The 14,456-nt window shown below is 73.1% G+C and carries 14 protein-coding genes; 6 read left to right on the top strand and 8 right to left on the bottom strand.

Annotation, left to right across the window (positions count from 1 at the left end):
• Nucleotides 1–61: 61 nt before the first annotated feature.
• The 3 genes from D3272_RS16995 to D3272_RS16985 are packed head-to-tail and all read right to left on the bottom strand — an operon-like array spanning nt 62 to nt 2,561.
• Nucleotides 62–814 carry a hypothetical protein gene (locus D3272_RS16995; protein ID WP_129220401.1) on the bottom strand — a complete coding sequence of 251 codons (753 nt, stop codon included), beginning with the start codon at nt 812–814 and terminating at the stop codon, nt 62–64.
• Nucleotides 811–1,659: an orotidine-5'-phosphate decarboxylase gene (gene pyrF / locus D3272_RS16990; protein ID WP_129220400.1), complete on the bottom strand. Its 849-nt coding sequence runs from the start codon at nt 1,657–1,659 to the stop codon at nt 811–813. The genes D3272_RS16995 and pyrF overlap by 4 nt, the downstream gene beginning before the upstream one ends.
• A complete protein-coding gene (locus tag D3272_RS16985) occupies nt 1,656–2,561 on the bottom strand; it encodes a beta/alpha barrel domain-containing protein (protein WP_129220399.1) in 906 nt (301 codons plus the stop codon). Before D3272_RS16985 ends, pyrF begins: the two co-directional genes overlap by 4 nt.
• Nucleotides 2,562–2,768: 207 nt before the next feature.
• On the opposite strand from D3272_RS16985, the gene ada reads away from it, so the two are divergent.
• A complete protein-coding gene (gene ada, locus D3272_RS16980) occupies nt 2,769–3,848 on the top strand; it encodes a bifunctional DNA-binding transcriptional regulator/O6-methylguanine-DNA methyltransferase Ada (RefSeq protein ID WP_129220398.1) in 1,080 nt (359 codons plus the stop codon).
• Nucleotides 3,849–3,858: 10 nt separating this feature from the next.
• Here the strand turns inward: ada and D3272_RS16975 are convergent, their stop codons facing one another.
• Nucleotides 3,859–4,626: an isocitrate lyase/PEP mutase family protein gene (locus D3272_RS16975; protein ID WP_129220397.1), complete on the bottom strand. Its 768-nt coding sequence runs from the start codon at nt 4,624–4,626 to the stop codon at nt 3,859–3,861.
• A 20-nt stretch (nt 4,627–4,646) separates the two neighbouring features.
• A complete protein-coding gene (locus tag D3272_RS16970) occupies nt 4,647–6,005 on the bottom strand; it encodes a hypothetical protein (protein ID WP_129220396.1) in 1,359 nt (452 codons plus the stop codon).
• 230 nt (nt 6,006–6,235) lie between these two features.
• On the opposite strand from D3272_RS16970, the gene D3272_RS16965 reads away from it, so the two are divergent.
• Nucleotides 6,236–7,813, top strand: a complete 1,578-nt coding sequence (locus D3272_RS16965; protein ID WP_129220395.1) for a gamma-glutamyltransferase family protein — start codon at nt 6,236–6,238, stop codon at nt 7,811–7,813.
• Nucleotides 7,814–7,852: 39 nt separating this feature from the next.
• Here D3272_RS16965 and D3272_RS16960 read toward each other — a convergent pair whose 3' ends face one another.
• Complete coding sequence (locus D3272_RS16960) at nt 7,853–9,667, bottom strand: aminopeptidase P family protein (protein ID WP_129220394.1); 1,815 nt, start codon at nt 9,665–9,667, stop codon at nt 7,853–7,855.
• Nucleotides 9,668–9,906: 239 nt separating this feature from the next.
• Between D3272_RS16960 and thiD the strand changes: the two genes are divergently transcribed.
• Both thiD and hemH read left to right on the top strand, forming a co-directional pair.
• Nucleotides 9,907–10,725 carry a bifunctional hydroxymethylpyrimidine kinase/phosphomethylpyrimidine kinase gene (gene thiD, locus D3272_RS16955; protein WP_129220393.1) on the top strand — a complete coding sequence of 273 codons (819 nt, stop codon included), beginning with the start codon at nt 9,907–9,909 and terminating at the stop codon, nt 10,723–10,725.
• Nucleotides 10,722–11,810 (top strand): ferrochelatase, encoded by a 1,089-nt coding sequence (gene hemH / locus D3272_RS16950; protein WP_129220392.1) that lies wholly within the window; start codon nt 10,722–10,724, stop codon nt 11,808–11,810. The genes thiD and hemH overlap by 4 nt, the downstream gene beginning before the upstream one ends.
• A 6-nt stretch (nt 11,811–11,816) precedes the next feature.
• On the opposite strand, the gene mtgA is transcribed toward hemH, so the two are convergent.
• A complete protein-coding gene (mtgA, locus tag D3272_RS16945) occupies nt 11,817–12,470 on the bottom strand; it encodes a monofunctional biosynthetic peptidoglycan transglycosylase (RefSeq protein ID WP_129220391.1) in 654 nt (217 codons plus the stop codon).
• Here mtgA and rsfS point away from each other — a divergent pair.
• Both rsfS and rlmH read left to right on the top strand, forming a co-directional pair.
• Nucleotides 12,390–13,022, top strand: coding sequence for a ribosome silencing factor (gene rsfS, locus D3272_RS28435; protein WP_428978002.1), 633 nt, complete (start codon nt 12,390–12,392; stop codon nt 13,020–13,022). The genes mtgA and rsfS overlap by 81 nt on opposite strands.
• A gap of 9 nt (nt 13,023–13,031) precedes the next feature.
• The gene (gene rlmH, locus D3272_RS16935; protein WP_129220390.1) at nt 13,032–13,514 is read left to right on the top strand and encodes a 23S rRNA (pseudouridine(1915)-N(3))-methyltransferase RlmH; all 483 of its coding nucleotides are present in this window, start codon (nt 13,032–13,034) and stop codon (nt 13,512–13,514) included.
• Between the two features lie 37 nt (nt 13,515–13,551).
• Here the strand turns inward: rlmH and D3272_RS16930 are convergent, their stop codons facing one another.
• Nucleotides 13,552–14,376, bottom strand: a complete 825-nt coding sequence (locus tag D3272_RS16930; RefSeq protein ID WP_129220389.1) for a lytic murein transglycosylase — start codon at nt 14,374–14,376, stop codon at nt 13,552–13,554.
• Between the last annotated feature and the right edge of the window lie 80 nt (nt 14,377–14,456).

Below are 14,456 nucleotides of genomic sequence, written 5' to 3'. Positions count from 1 at the left end.
GCCACGGCGGCGGGCAAAAGGACACTGCCGGCGGGGCGAAAGGGCGGGACCGCGAGGGCCGTCACGCCCCCCTGCGCGCCGCCCCCATGGCGGCCGCGAGGCGCGGCCAATCCTTCTTGGGCGACCAGACGACGTTGAGCCGCGCCACGTCCTCGGCCACGGCCGCATCGCCCTGGGCGTACTGCCCGAAGGGCTTGTGCACGACCGCCACCACCGGCAGCACCAGGCCGGGGCGCGGCGCGTAGCTGTCGCCCACCGTCTCGGAGCGGTTGAGGAAGCACAGGATGCCGGCGACGCGGGCGCCGTGGCCCTCGATGAGGTCGACGAGCTTGGCCGTGGTCGAGAAGTTGTTGCACACGTCCTCGACGATGAACCAGCTTTCGCCCGCCTCCGGCTCGTGGCGCGAGAACACCATCTCGGAGGCCTCGCGCGCCGTCGCCGAGGCGGCCGCCGTGGTCCTCTTCTCGGGATAGATATAGCCCTTCCCGGCCTCGAGGCCGAGCTGGTAGGCGAAGGCCTTGCCGCCCTCGGGCGCCCCGATGAAGCCCGCGGCGCCGTCGAGGTCGAGCCCGCGCGCCCGGGCCAGGGCGACGAGCCGGCGGGCGAAGACCTGCAGCAGCGCCGGCCGGCGCTCGGCCCGGGCGAAATTGACGTAGATGTCGCCGACATACTGCCGGCCGTCCCCGTCCTTGCCGGCATAGCCCACCAGCGGCCCGGTGCGACGGCCCGCCTCGTCGCGCGGCGCCTCGTAGAAGGCGCCGGCGTCGCGCATGAGGTCGAGCGGGTCGAAGGCGGGGTCGGCGGCGTCGGTCATCGGTTGCAGTCCTGGATCTCGGCGGTCAGGCGCTCGGCTTCGGCGCGGGCCGCCACGGCGAAATCGTCGCCCTCCGAAGCGTAGAGGATGGAGCGGGACGCGCTGACGATCATGCCACGTCCCCGCGCGTCGCGCCCGGCCGCGACGGTGCGGCGGAGGTCGCCGCCCTGGGCGCCGATGCCCGGGATGAGGATCGGCATGTCACCCACGATGGCCCGCACCGCCGCCATCTCGTCGTGGAACGTCGCCCCCACCACGACGGCGCAGTTGCCGTTGCGGTTCCAGTGCTGGGCGACGCGCCGCGCCACGACGCGATAGAGCGGCTCGCCCGCGACGGTCAGGTCCTGGAACTCGCCGCCGCCGGGGTTCGACGTGCGGACCAGCACGATCGTGCCCTTGTCGCGGCGGCCGAGGAAGGGCCGCAACGCTTCCTCGCCGAGATAGGGATGGACCGTGACGGCGTCGGCGCCGAGCTGCTCGAAGGCGTGGTCGGCGTAGCCCTGGTTGGTCGAGCCGATGTCGCCGCGCTTGGCGTCGTAGACGACCGGCACGTCGGGCGCCACGGTCCGGATGTGGCGCATCACGGTCTCGAGCGCGGCGAAGCCCGGCGCGCCCTCGGCCTCGAAGAAGGCGGCGTTGGGCTTGAACGCGCAGGCGACGTGGGCGGTGGCGTCGACGATGGCGCAGCAGAACCGCGCGATCGCCGCCGCCCGGGCCTCGCGCGACGGGTGCGATCCCGCCGGTGCCGTGACGGCGACCGGCAGCCGGTCCCAGACGGGATCGAGCCCGATGCAGGCGAAGAGGCCGGCGTCCCAGCGCGCTTCGAGGCGTGCGCGGAAGCTCATGCCGCCACCCGCGAGGTGTGGGCCTCGCCGGCACGGCGGGCGAGGTCGCGCTTGACGATGCGGGTCGGCAGCCAGGGCGCGCGGAAGTGGATGGCGCCGTAGGAAACCGCGCGGGCCCCGAGCGCCCGCACGCGGTCGAGGTCGTCGAAGCCCATCACGCTCGGGGCGATCACCGGCAGCGCGCCCTCGGCGGCGATCTCCTGCACGGCCTTCCAGTTCAGCGCCTGGGCGGGCCGGCCCGACACGCCGCCGCCGCCGCCGCCGACCCGTTTCTCCAGCCGCCACAGGGGGCTGCGCCCCTCCGGATAGATCTGTTCCCAGGGCACGCTGTTGAGCGAAACGGCCTCGGCGAGACCCTTGAGCCCACGCGCGATGCCGAGGTAGTCCTGGCTGGTCGAGACCTTCACGATCACGGGGTGGCGCGAGACGCGCTTCACCGCTTCCACGCCCTGCACCACCTGGCCGGCATTGCCGAGCGCGTGGCCGGTGTTGGGACAGGACGGGTTCACCTCGAGCGCCGCCAGCGGGAAGCGGTTCAGCGCCGACGCCATGGCGGCGAGCTCGTCGTCGTCGCCGAAGATCGACACGGCGGTCCTGACGCGCTCCCAGTCGAGCTTCGGCCCGATGTCGCGGAGCCACCAGTCGAAGCCCGGGTTGGTGAGGCCCACCTTGTTGACCGAGCCGCCCGGCACGAGCCGCACGCAGGTCCAGGGCCGGTAAAGCTTGAGGTTGCCCTCGCGCGGCGCCCGCGTCAGGGTCTTCAGCACCACGGTGAAGAGGTCGGGGCGGATAAGGCCGGAGGCCACCATGGCGCGCTGCCAGGGCCAGCCGCGGCCGTCGAAGGCGAGGGAGCCGCTCGACACGACGTGGTCGAGGACGTGGCCGTTGGACAATCGGATCATCGCGGCCTCCGCGGCGGACGGGTTCGACGGCGCGGGCCTCGGGACGGATGAGGGTCTCGGCCGAACACCCGGTGCTGTAACAGGTCGGCGCCGAAAGTGAAGCTGTCGCGGCCGGCCGGCCCACGATGGATTGGACCGCAAGACCCGGAGTGCGGCGGCCCGCGCCGGGGCCTAGATCCCGAGGCGGGAAACGGGGGAGATGCCGCCATGGAAGCCAGCGCCATGCACCAGAGGGCCGTGCACCACGACGAGGACGCCACCCGCTGGGCCGCCGTGACGGCACGCGACGCCGCCGCCGACGGGCGGTTCGTCTACGCGGTCCGCACCACCGGGGTCTTCTGCCGCCCCTCGTGCCCGTCGCGCCCGGCGCGGCGCGAGAACGTCGGCTTCCACCCCGATGCCGCCGCGGCGCGCGCGGCCGGCTTCCGGCCCTGCCTGCGCTGCCGCCCCGAGGGGGAAAGCGCGGCGGACCGCCAGGCCGCCCTCGTCGACCGGGCCTGCCGGCTGATCGAGGCGGCCGAGCTCGAGCCCGACCTCGCCGCCCTGGCGCGGGACGCCGGCCTCAGCCGCTTCCATTTCCACCGGGTGTTCAAGGCCGCCCTGGGCGTCACGCCCCGGGCCTATGCGGCCGCGCGCCGGGCCGCGCGCGCCGCCGACGCCCTGGCCGGCAGCGAAACCGTGACGGAGGCCATCTACGCGGGCGGCTTCGAGTCGAGCGGGCGCTTCTACGCCGAATCGCCGGCGCGGCTCGGCATGACACCGTCGGCGCGGCGGCGGGGCGGCGCCGGCGAGACGATCCGGTTCGCCCTCGGCCAATGCTCGCTCGGGGCCGTGTTGGTGGCGGCCACGACCCGCGGCGTCGCCGCCATCACGCTCGGCGACGACCCCGGGGCCCTGTTGCGGGACCTGCAGGACCGCTTCCCCGCCGCCGATCTCGTGGGCGGCGACGCCGGCTTCGAGGCGACGGTGGCGCGCGTCGTCGGCCTCGTCGAGGCGCCGCGGGCCGGCTTCGACCTGCCGCTCGACATCCGGGGCACGGCCTTCCAGGAGCGCGTCTGGCGGGTGCTGCGCGCCATCCCGGCCGGCGAAACGCTGAGCTACGCCGAGGTGGCGGCTCGGCTCGGCGCCCCGCGCGCGGTGCGCGCCGTGGCGGGCGCCTGCGCCGCCAATGCCCTGGCTGTGGCGATCCCGTGCCACCGCGTGGTCAGGACCGACGGTGGGCTGTCCGGCTATCGCTGGGGCATCGCCCGCAAGCGGGCGCTGCTGGAGCGCGAGGCCGGGGCGTGAGCGGCCGCCGTCAGGGCAGGCGGCCCTCGGCGACGAGCCGGTCGACGAAGCCGTCGAAACTCGCATAGGTGGCGCTCGCCAGCGCCGCCCCGACGCTGACGCGGCGCACGCCGACCCCGGCGAGGTCCGCCACCGACAGGCCCGTGCCGGTGAGGTTGGCGTTGAGGGGCCGGTCGACCGACCGCACCAGGTGGGCGATGGCGTCGAGCCGCTTGATGCCGGGCGCGTAGAGGCAGTCGGCACCGGCCTCGGCATAGGCCCGCAGCCGCCCGGCGACCGCGTCGAGGTCGAGCGGGTCGACGAGATAGGCCTCGCAGCGCCCGACCAGCACGACGTCGGCCCCGGACGCGTCGATCGCGCGCCGCGCCGCCCGGAGGCGCGCCACCGCCTCGTCGCGGCCGAACAGGCGCCCGCCCTGCTGGTCCTCGATCGAAAGGCCGCTCACCCCCGTCTCGATGCAACGCGCGACGTTGTCGGCCACCCCCTCGGGCGTGTCGGCGAACCCGGCCTCGAAGTCCGCATTCACCGGCAGGTCCGTGACGCCGCACAGGAACCGAAGGTGGTCGAGCACGACGTCGACCGGAAGGTCGCCGTCCTCGCGTCCCAACGCCCAGGCGGCGCCGGCGCTGGTCGATGCCAGGGCCTTGAACCCCGCCCTGGCCAGCCGCACGGCGGTGCCGCCGTCCCACGGGTTGGGGAGCACGAAGCAACCGGAGCGATGAAGCTCCCGGAAGGCGGCGCGGCGTTGCGCCAGGACGGCAGATGACGGCTCCGGCATGGTTTCTCCCGATCGGCGGATCATTGCGATGGTGTGGCGGAAGCCGGCAGGTCCCGGCCCGTGACGATGAGGTCGACGGCCATGCCGGATCCGTTCGGCCCCACCGGGACCCGGCAGGGCCCGGCGACCCGGCAGCGGTCGACGCCGCCGCTCACCGAAGGCCCCGTCATGAACAGGCCCGACCAGCCGGCGTCGATCCGGGACAGGGCCGCATCGCCGAGCGCCATGAAGACCAGCAGGCCGGCGACGACGCGGAGCGACCGCACGTCGGCGCTCGATCCGGCGGCCAGCATGACGATGAGACAGGTGGAGGGGCAGAAGAAGTACCGGGCGCCGGCCCAGCCCCCGAGCAGGTCGTCGGCCTTGCCGAGCTGTCCGAAGGCGTTCACCAGGCCGACTTGCACAGCCGTGGCGGCGAGCGCCACGGCCAGGACGGCTCCGAGGCGATCGCGCGCCAGGACCGTGAGGATGCCGAGCCCCGCAAGACCGACGAGCGTCAGCTGCGCCGCCGAGCCGCCCCAATGCGGGCCGTGGGCGCGCAGGACCGCCGTCATGCTCTCGACGCCGTCGACCGGCAGGAAGCCGGCGAGCACGGTGTGCAGCACGAAGGCCGCCAGCGTCTGCGGCGTCAGCTGGAACTGGCGGTGGACCTGCCCGGCATGGGCCAGGATCACGCCGCATTGCAGGGCGGCGGCCGCCGCCAGGACGGCCGCCAGGGTGAACCGGTACCGGGTCGGCCTCAGCCAGGCGAGCGCCAGGAACAGCGGCAGGAGGATGCAGGACGGCGTGCCGGTCAGACCGCAGGCGGCGAGCGCGGCGTAGCGGCGCCAGGCCGGGGCGCTGGTCGCGCCGACGTCATCCTGCAGCGCCAGCAGCAGGGCGACGGCCGAACACACCCATTGGACGTTGGTGGCACTCAGGAACACCTCGTAGCCGGCGGTCTGCGCGGCGAAGAGCAGGCAGGCCACCGCCACCGACACGGCCGAGCAACCGCTCGACACCAGGACCCGGGCCATGAGGAAGGCGCCGTAGGCCGCGACGAGCAACGGAAGATAGGTCGTCGCCACGGCCGCCTGCCGCGGCGGCGACAGGATCGACAGTTCGACGAAGAGGTTGGTGAGGAACTGATAGTTCCCGTTGGCGACGAAACCCAGGGCGCCGAGCAGCGGCAGGTCGCGCATCGCCCGGAAATAGAGCGCTCCCTCCTCGGCCCAGAACCTCGGATGGCGGAACAAGTCCGGCGTCCGCACGGCGAGGCACAGCACGAACAGCCCCGTCCCCATCCAGGCCAGGGCCGTGCGCTGCGTGGCCGGTGCCGGGACCCTGCGGCTCGAGGAAACCGGGTCGGGTCCGCGCGGGACGCTGCTGGCCGCCACCATGAGACACTCTCGTCGTCGGTCGTTACCGGTCGGTTTCCATCACGCGTGGTGGCCGGGTCAAGACCGCGGCGGCGAGCGGACATGAAATCTCCAGAGATTCACCACAATCCAGGTCGCGCCGCCACCGTCTGGCCCGCCGGCACCGGTCGGGATTGCATGCGATCGTCTGGACAGGGCCTCCGCCGAAGCTAATGTCGCGAGGACCCTCCCGAACCCGGAAAGTCCCGTCCATGCGCGCCTTCAACCCCGTCGACCGTTCGCTCGCCATGGGCTCCAGCGGCATGGCGGCGACCTCGCACCCGCTCGCCACGCTGACGGCGATCGAGACCCTCAAGGCCGGCGGCAACGCCATGGACGCCGCCATCGCGGCCGTGGCGGTGCAATGCGTGGTCGAGCCCGCCATGACGGGCCTCGGCGGCGACTGCTTCGCCCTCTACGCGCCGCAGGGCGGCACCCCGGTGGCGCTCAACGGGTCGGGCCGTGCCCCGGCCGCCGCCACGGCGGACTGGTTCGCCGAGCGCGACCTCACGGCCCCGGCCCCGACCTCGCCCCATGCCGTCACGGTGCCGGGCTGCGTCGACGCCTGGTGCCGGCTCAACGCCGGCCATGGGCGCAAGCCGCTGGCCGAGCTGCTGCAGCCCGCCATCCGCATGGCCGAGGAGGGCTTCCGCGTGACGCCGCGCGTCGCCTACGACTGGGCGACCTTCCGGGACCGGCTCGAGCCCGACCCGGACGCGCGCGCCGCCTTCCTGCCCGGCGGCAGCCCGCCGCGTGAGGGCGACCTGTTCCGCCTGCCGGCGCTCGCCGCCACGCTGCGCCGGGTCGCCGCCGAGGGCCGGAAGGGCTTCTACGACGGCGCCGTCGCCGACGGCATCGTCGCCAAGCTGCGCGGGCTCGGCGGCCTGCATACGGCGGAGGACTTCGACGCGCAGCGGGCCGAGGTGGTGGAGCCGATCGCGACGCGGTTCCGCGGCCACGACGTCTACGAATGCCCGCCCAACGGCCAGGGCCTCATCGCGCTGATGATGCTGCGCCTCGCCGAGCGGCTCGACCTGTCGGGTGCGCCCGAGGCCGAGCGCATCCACCTCCTGGCCGAGATCACCAAGGCGGCCTACCTGGCCCGCGACACCTACCTCGCCGACCCGCGCCAGGTGGCGGTGCCGGTGGCGGAGCTGCTGTCGGACGCCTGGGTGGAGGCGATCCTGCCGCGGATCGACCGCGAGCGGGCGGGGCCGCCCGTCTTCTCCGACGAGGTGCCGCACCGCGACACGGTGTGCCTGTCGGTCGTCGACCGGGACCGCAACTGCGTGTCCTTCATCAACTCCATCTTCAACAGCTTCGGCTCGGGCCTCTACGTCCCGGACAGCGGCGTGCTGCTGCACAACCGCGGCCTCTCGTTCCGCTTCGCGCCCGGCCACGCCAACAGCATCGCGCCCGGCAAGCGCCCCATGCACACCATCATCCCCGGCATGGTGTGCCGCGACGGCCGGGCCCTGATGCCCTTCGGCGTGATGGGCGGACACTACCAGGCGACCGGCCACGTCGATTTCCTCAGCAACGTGCTCGGCCGCGGGCTCGACCCGCAGGACGCCAGCGACACGCCCCGCACCTTCGCCTTCGGCGGCGCGCTGCAGGTCGAGACCACCGTAAAGCCGGCCCTGCTCGACGACCTGCGCCGCCGCGGCCACGTCATCGAGCCCCAGACCACGCCGATCGGCGGCTGCCAGTCGGTGCTGATCGACTGGGAGCGCGGCGCCCTGTTCGGCGGTTCGGACCACCGCAAGGACGGCATCGCGCTCGGCTATTGAGCGGCGGGGGCGCGTGGCCCGGCCGGGGCGAGCGCCCCGTCACAGGGGCCGGGTCGCGCCCTCGAGCCAGGCGCGCACGTCAGGGGCGAGCAGCGGCGCCACGATGTCCCGCACCTCGGCGTGGTAGGCGTCGATCCAGGCCCGCTCCTCGGCGTCCAGCATGGCGACGTCGATGAGGTCGCGCTGGATCGGCGCGAAGGTCAGGGTTTCGAAGCCCAGCATGGGGCGCTCGCCGCCGGGGATGTCGCGCGCCTCGACAAGGATCAGGTTCTCGATGCGGATGCCCCAGGCGCCGGCGCGGTAGAGGCCGGGCTCGTTCGACAGGATCATGCCTTCGGCCAGCGGCGTCGTGCCGGTCTTGGCGATGCGCTGCGGCCCCTCGTGCACCGACAGGTACGAACCCACGCCGTGCCCGGTGCCGTGGTCGAAGTCGAGGCCGGCGCGCCACAGGTGCTGGCGCGCGAAGGGGTCGAGCTGGGCGCCCGTCGTGCCCGGCGGGAAGACCGCGCGGGCGATGGCGATGTGGCCCTTCAGCACGCGGGTGAAGCCGTCGACGAAGGCCGGTTCGGGGGGCCCGACGCAGAGCGTGCGGGTGATGTCGGTGGTGCCGTCCTCGTATTGCCCGCCGCTGTCGATGAGGAACACGCCGGGCCCGACCGGGAGGTCGGAGCCCGTGGTGACGCGGTAATGCGGGATGGCGGCATGGGGGCCGAAGCCCGCGATGGTCGGGAAGGACAGGTCCTTCAGCGCCCCGGTCTCGCGCCGGAAATGTTCGAGCGCCTCGACGCAGGAGATCTCGGTGAGGCCGCCCTTCGGCGCCTCGCCGGCGAACCAGTGCAGGAAGCGCGCGAAGGCGGCGGCGTCGCGCCGGTGCGCCTCGCGCGAGCCCTGCCGCTCGGCCTCGCTCTTCGACGCCTTCATGAGGGCGATCGGATCCGTCCCGACCGTCGCGGTGCCGCCGGCCGCCTCGAGCGCCCGCACGAGACGGTGCGGCACGGTGGCGGCGTCGAAGCGCAGCGCCCGCCCCTCCCGGCCGAGCCGGTCCATGGCGGCGAGCAGGCCGGCCGGAGGCGCCACCTCGGTCACGGCTTCGAGCGCGTCCCGCACGCTGTTCGACAGCTTGGCGCCGTCGACGTAGAGGATCGGCCGGCCGCTCCTCGGCACCAGCGCGTAGGCGAGCGGCAGCGGCGTGTGGCCGACGTCGGCGCCGCGGATGTTGAACAGCCAGGCCACGGCGTGGGGGTCGCTCACCAGCAGCGTTTCGCCCTCGGCGAGCCTGTCGCGGACCGCCGCCACCTTGGCGGCGCGGTCCTGGCCCGCGAGATGCTCGGGGTGGAGCGACACGGCACCGCACGGCGCGGCCGGCCGGTCGGTCCAGACCGCGTCGACCGGGTTGCTGTCGACCGGCACCAGGCGGGCGCCGGCCGCCTCCACGGCGCGCGACAGGCGCTCCACCTGGGGGGGCGTGTGCAGCCAGGGATCGAAGCCGATGGCCTGCCCGGGCACCAGGCGCTCGCCGAGCCAGGCCTCGGGCGGGTGGTCGAGCCAGGGCTCCGGCACGAAGACGGCGAGGTCGACCTGTTCGCGGATCTGCACCGTGTAGCGGCCGTCGACGAAGACCGCCGCCGCGTCGGTGAGGACGACGGCGATCCCGGCCGAGCCGGTGAAGCCCGTCAGCCAGGCCAGGCGCTCGGCCGCCGGCGGCACGTATTCGTTCTGGTGTTCGTCGGCGCGCGGCACCACGAAGCCGTCGAGGCCGCGCCGCGCGAGTTCGGCCCGCAACGCCGCGACCCGGGCGCCGCCCTGCGAAGGGTCGGCCTTCTCGTCGAAGGACTGAAAGCGGGCGTGCAACATGGAGGGCCTCCTCGCGACGGGCTCGGAGCGACGCGGCGGCGCGCGGCCGTCGGCCCCTCCCGGGGCCACGTTGTACCCGACGCGGCGGTGCGGCGCGACGCCGACGCGTCCAGCGAAACGGCAAAGGGGCCGGGACCATCGGCGACTGCCGATGCGCCTCCGCCGCCTCTGGGCGGGATCGCGTTTCCCTCCGGCGGCGGAGTGTTCTAAGGGCTCGACGCAACGAAGCGAGCGAACCCATGATCCCCAACCTCCTCTCCATCGCGGGCTCGGACCCGAGCGGCGGGGCCGGCATCCAGGCCGACCTCAAGACGTTCTCGGCCCTGGGCTGCTACGGCATGGCGGCGCTGACGGCGTTGACGGCGCAGAACACGCGCGGCGTCGTCGCCGTCCACGTGCCGCCGCCGGAGTTCCTGGCGGCCCAGCTCGACGCGATCTTCGCCGACGTGCGCGTCGATGCCGTGAAGATCGGCATGCTGGCCACCGGCGCCATGGTGCGGGTGGTGGCGCGCTGCCTCGCCGACCATCCCGGCCTCCCGGTGGTGCTCGACCCCGTCCTCGTGGCGACGAGCGGCGACAGCCTGGGCGCGCCCGACGTCGTGGACGCCCTGGCGGAGCTTCTGCCCCTCGCCACCGTGCTGACGCCGAACCTGCCCGAGGCGGCGCGGCTCGGGGACGTGCCGGTGCCGGAGGACGAGGACGCCATGCGGAGCGCGGCGGCGGCGCTGCAGGCGCGGGGCGCCCGGGCCGTCCTGGTGAAGGGGGGCCACCTTTCGGGCGGCGAGGCCGTCGACCTCCTGTCCGACCGCGACGGCATCCAGTTCTTCACGGGCGCCCGCATCGCCACGCGCAACACGCACGGCACCGGCTGCACGTTGTCCTCCGCCATCGCCTGCTATCTGGCGAAAGGCCTGGCCCTGGCCGATGCGGTGGGGGCGGCAAAGTCCTATCTGTCGGCTGCCATCCTCGACAGCGCGAGCCTCGACGTGGGGCACGGGCACGGGCCCGTCCACCATTTCCACGCGCTCTGGCCCGCCGGAGATTCAGAGGTCCGATGAACGTCCAGTCTCGAATCGATCCCGCCGCGCAGCTGAACGCCGCTGTGGGCCCGCTGCCGCCCGGCCACCCGGCCGTCAAGCCGCGGCGCATCGGCGTCCTGCTGACCAACCTCGGCACGCCCGACGCCACCGACTATTGGTCGATGCGGCGCTACCTCAAGGAGTTCCTTTGGGACCGCAGGGTCATCGAGGTGAACCGAGCGCTGTGGTGGGTGATCCTCAACGGCATCATCCTCACGGTGCGGCCGGGCCGCAAGGGCAAGGACTACGACACGATCTGGAACCACGAGCGCAACGAGAGCCCGCTGAAGACCATCACGCGCTCGCAGGCCGAGAAGCTCCAGGCCTCGATCGCCGACGGCCTCCTCGGCCCCGACGGCGCCGGCGTCCGGGTCGACTGGGGCATGCGCTACGGCAACCCGTCGGTCAAGTCCGCCCTCGAACGCCTGCAGGGCGAGGGCTGCGACCGCATCCTGCTGGTGCCGCTCTACCCGCAATACGCCGCCGCCACCAGCGCCACGGCCTGCGACAAGGCCTTCGAGGCGCTGATGGCCATGCGCTGGCAGCCGGCCCTGCGCGTCGCCCCCCCTTACGCCGACGACCCCGACTACATCGCGGCCGTGGCCGATTCCATCCGCGACGGGCTGGCGGGGCTGGACTTCGAGCCCGAGGTCGTCATCGCCTCCTTCCACGGCGTGCCGAAGGAATACCTGCTCAAGGGCGACCCCTACCATTGCCAGTGCGCCAAGACGGCCCGGCTGCTGCGCGAAGCGCTCGGCCTCGACGCCGACCGTTTCATGCTCACCTTCCAGTCGCGGTTCGGCGGCGCCGAATGGCTGCAGCCCTACACGGACGAGACCATCAAGGCTCTGGCGGCGCGCGGGGTGAAGCGCCTCGCCGTGGTGACGCCGGGGTTCTCGGCCGATTGCCTCGAGACCATCGAGGAGATCGGCGGCGAGAACGCGGAATATTTCCACCACGGCGGCGGCGAGAAGTTCGCCCGCATCGACTGCCTCAACGACAGCCCGGGCGGCATCCGCGTCATCGAGTCGATCGTCCGCCGCGAGCTCATGGGCTGGGTCTGACCGGCCTCACTCGACGCAGGCCACGTGCGGGCCGGCGATGCCCTGCATGTCGAGGATGCGCCGGGCGAGCTGCCGGTGGTGGCGCGACGGCTGGGTGACGCTGCGCAGGATGGGGTTCGGCAGGGCCGTGGCGAGCAGCGCGGCCTGGCGGCCCGTGAGGGCTGAGGCGCCGACGTGGAAATGGTCCTGCGCGGCGGCCTCGATGCCGTAGATCCCCTCCCCCCATTCGGCGACGTTGAGGTAGGCTTCGAGCACGCGTCGCTTGCCCCACAGCGCGTCGAGCAGGACGGCCAGGGGGATCTCGAGCGCCTTGCGCAGGTAGGAGCGGCCCGGCCACAGGAACAGGTTCTTGGCCACCTGCATGGTGATGGTCGAGGCCCCGCGCGCCGGGGCGCCGTCGCCGTCGGCGATCACCTCGCGCAGGGCCGAGACGTCGATGCCGTGCTCGTGGCAGAACTGGCCGTCTTCCGACAGGATGACCGAGGCGACGAGCTTGGGCGACACGGCCGCGAGGGGCACCCACCGCCGGTCGACCGGCTGGCCGGTGAGCCAGCGCCCCGCCATCAGCGTCGAGACCGGGTGGATGACGGTCTGCAACGCCAGGGCTCCGGCGGCGACCGCCCCGAGCAGGAAGGCGAGCCGCAGCGCCCATCTCACCATGCGGGCGTCCCGTGCGGGCGGGCCGCGGCAGCCGTTTCGGAGGAAAGAATCGTCACGGGATGCGGTCTGCGGATTGAAACGGGCTGGACATTACCGCATCTTCGAGGGGCACAGCCGTGCTTCCTCGGTTCAAACGGGACGGATCCACTGAACTCGACAGTTTTCGCGACAGCGGCGCAGCCGCTCCCCACGGCCCAAGGCGACATCGCCGCGGCCGACCCTCTGGTCCGGACGATACTCGACAGTCTCGACGATGCCAAAGCCGAGGATGTCGTCGCGATCGATCTCAGGGGCAAGACGTCGTTGGCCGACACGATGGTGGTGGCCAGCGGCCGCTCGACGACCCATGTCAGCGCCATCGCGGACCGCCTCATCCGGCAATGCAAGACCAACGGCACGTCGACGCGTGTCGAGGGGCTGAGCAACTGCGACTGGGTGCTGGTCGATGCGGGCGATGCCATCATCCACATCTTCCGCCCCGAAGTGCGCCAGTTCTACAATCTCGAGAAGATGTGGGGCGGCATGCGGCCGGACGAGCACCACGCCGACTGATACCGGCCCGTGAGGCTCCTGTTGGCGGGTGTCGGCCGCATGAAAGCCGGCCCCGAGCGCGACCTCCTGGATCGCTACGTCACGCGGGCCCGGGCGTCGGCCCGTCCGCTCGGCATCGCCGGCCTGGACCTCGTCGAGGTCGAGGAGGGCCGTGGCCGCTCCGCCGAGGAGCGCAAGCGCGAGGAAGCCGCCGCCCTCTCGGCCCGCCTGCCGGCCGGCACCGTGGTGGTGGCGCTCGACGAACGGGGCCGTTCGCTGCCCAGCCAGGATTTCGCGGCCCGGATCGGCGCGCTGGCCGACGCCGGCACACCGGCCCTCGCCTTCGTGATCGGCGGGCCGGACGGCTTCGACGAGGGCTTCCGGGCCGCCGCCCGCGACGTGGTGAGCTTCGGCGCCGCCACCATGCCGCACCAACTGGTGCGCGTCGTCCTGGCCGAGCAGATCTACCGCGCCGTCACGATCCTGACCCGGCACCCCTACCACCGCGCGTGAGGCGGCCCCCGATGCGGGCCGCCCCGCCGCATGGCGTTCAGTGGCTGGCTTCGTCGATCCGGGTCGCCAGCAGGGCGATGGTCTTGGAATAGATCGAGCTGGCGTTCCACTGCTGGATCACGGCGAAGTTGGGCTCGCCCGGCGCCCAGCCCTGGCCGGCCTGCCAGCCATAGGCCTGCAGGTACTTGGCGGTCGACGCCAGCACGTCCGGCACGCTGCGGAGCAGGTCGCGGCGCCCCTTGCCGTCGAAATCCACCGCGTATTTCATGTAGGACGAGGGCATGAACTGCGTCTGGCCGATCTCGCCCGCCCAGGCGCCGTGCATGGTGGCGGGGTTCAGGTCGCCGCGCTGCACGATGCGCAGGGCGTCGAGCAGTTCGGCCCGGAACTTGTCGGAGCGCCGGCAATCATAGGCCAGCGTCGCGAGCGACCGGATCGTGTCGAACTTGCCGATGAAGGAGCCGAAGTCCGTCTCAAGGCCCCAGATGGCGACGAGGACGGGGCCCTGCACGCCGTATTGGCTCTCGATGCGCTGCAGGAGGCTGCCGTATTGCCGGACGAGGGCGGCGCCCTTCTTGACGCGCGGCGGCACCATGCGGCCGGAGAACTGTTCGAAGCTCTGGTGGAAGACGCCCTGCCCGCGGTCGTGCTGGATCGTGTTGCGATCATAGGTGACGCTGTCGAGCGATTCCGAGACCACCCGGGGCGAGATGCCCTGCGAGGCCGCCTCCTGCTTGAACCCGTCCAGCCAGGCCGGAAAGCCGGATGCGTCGTTGCCGCAGGATTGGGCCAGGGCCGGCGCGGCCGGAAGCAGGAGGGCCGCGAAGGCCGCCGCGCGGGTGAACGAAACGAAGGGACGCATGGAACTCCTCGGCTGTGGCGGCCGGGCCGGAGACGGCGGGGTCGCGACTCGGGACGCGAGTCCGGCGAAGCACGCTCCGC

The organism is Lichenibacterium ramalinae, assembly GCF_004137085.1.
Classification (GTDB): Bacteria; Pseudomonadota; Alphaproteobacteria; order Rhizobiales; family Beijerinckiaceae; genus Lichenihabitans; species Lichenihabitans ramalinae.
This window is presented reverse-complemented; position numbering and strand designations above follow the sequence as displayed.

Coding starts and splice junctions, on each gene's coding strand:
- D3272_RS16970 (WP_129220396.1), bottom strand. CDS start 6,005: ATGGTGGCGGCCAGCAGCGTCCCGCGCGGACCCGACCCGGTTTCCTCG.
- D3272_RS16930 (WP_129220389.1), bottom strand. CDS start 14,376: ATGCGTCCCTTCGTTTCGTTCACCCGCGCGGCGGCCTTCGCGGCCCTC.
- D3272_RS16965 (WP_129220395.1), top strand. CDS start 6,236: ATGCGCGCCTTCAACCCCGTCGACCGTTCGCTCGCCATGGGCTCCAGC.
- D3272_RS16995 (WP_129220401.1), bottom strand. CDS start 814: ATGACCGACGCCGCCGACCCCGCCTTCGACCCGCTCGACCTCATGCGC.
- pyrF (WP_129220400.1), bottom strand. CDS start 1,659: ATGAGCTTCCGCGCACGCCTCGAAGCGCGCTGGGACGCCGGCCTCTTC.
- hemH (WP_129220392.1), top strand. CDS start 10,722: ATGAACGTCCAGTCTCGAATCGATCCCGCCGCGCAGCTGAACGCCGCT.
- D3272_RS16960 (WP_129220394.1), bottom strand. CDS start 9,667: ATGTTGCACGCCCGCTTTCAGTCCTTCGACGAGAAGGCCGACCCTTCG.
- thiD (WP_129220393.1), top strand. CDS start 9,907: ATGATCCCCAACCTCCTCTCCATCGCGGGCTCGGACCCGAGCGGCGGG.
- D3272_RS16975 (WP_129220397.1), bottom strand. CDS start 4,626: ATGCCGGAGCCGTCATCTGCCGTCCTGGCGCAACGCCGCGCCGCCTTC.
- mtgA (WP_129220391.1), bottom strand. CDS start 12,470: ATGGTGAGATGGGCGCTGCGGCTCGCCTTCCTGCTCGGGGCGGTCGCC.
- ada (WP_129220398.1), top strand. CDS start 2,769: ATGGAAGCCAGCGCCATGCACCAGAGGGCCGTGCACCACGACGAGGAC.
- D3272_RS16985 (WP_129220399.1), bottom strand. CDS start 2,561: ATGATCCGATTGTCCAACGGCCACGTCCTCGACCACGTCGTGTCGAGC.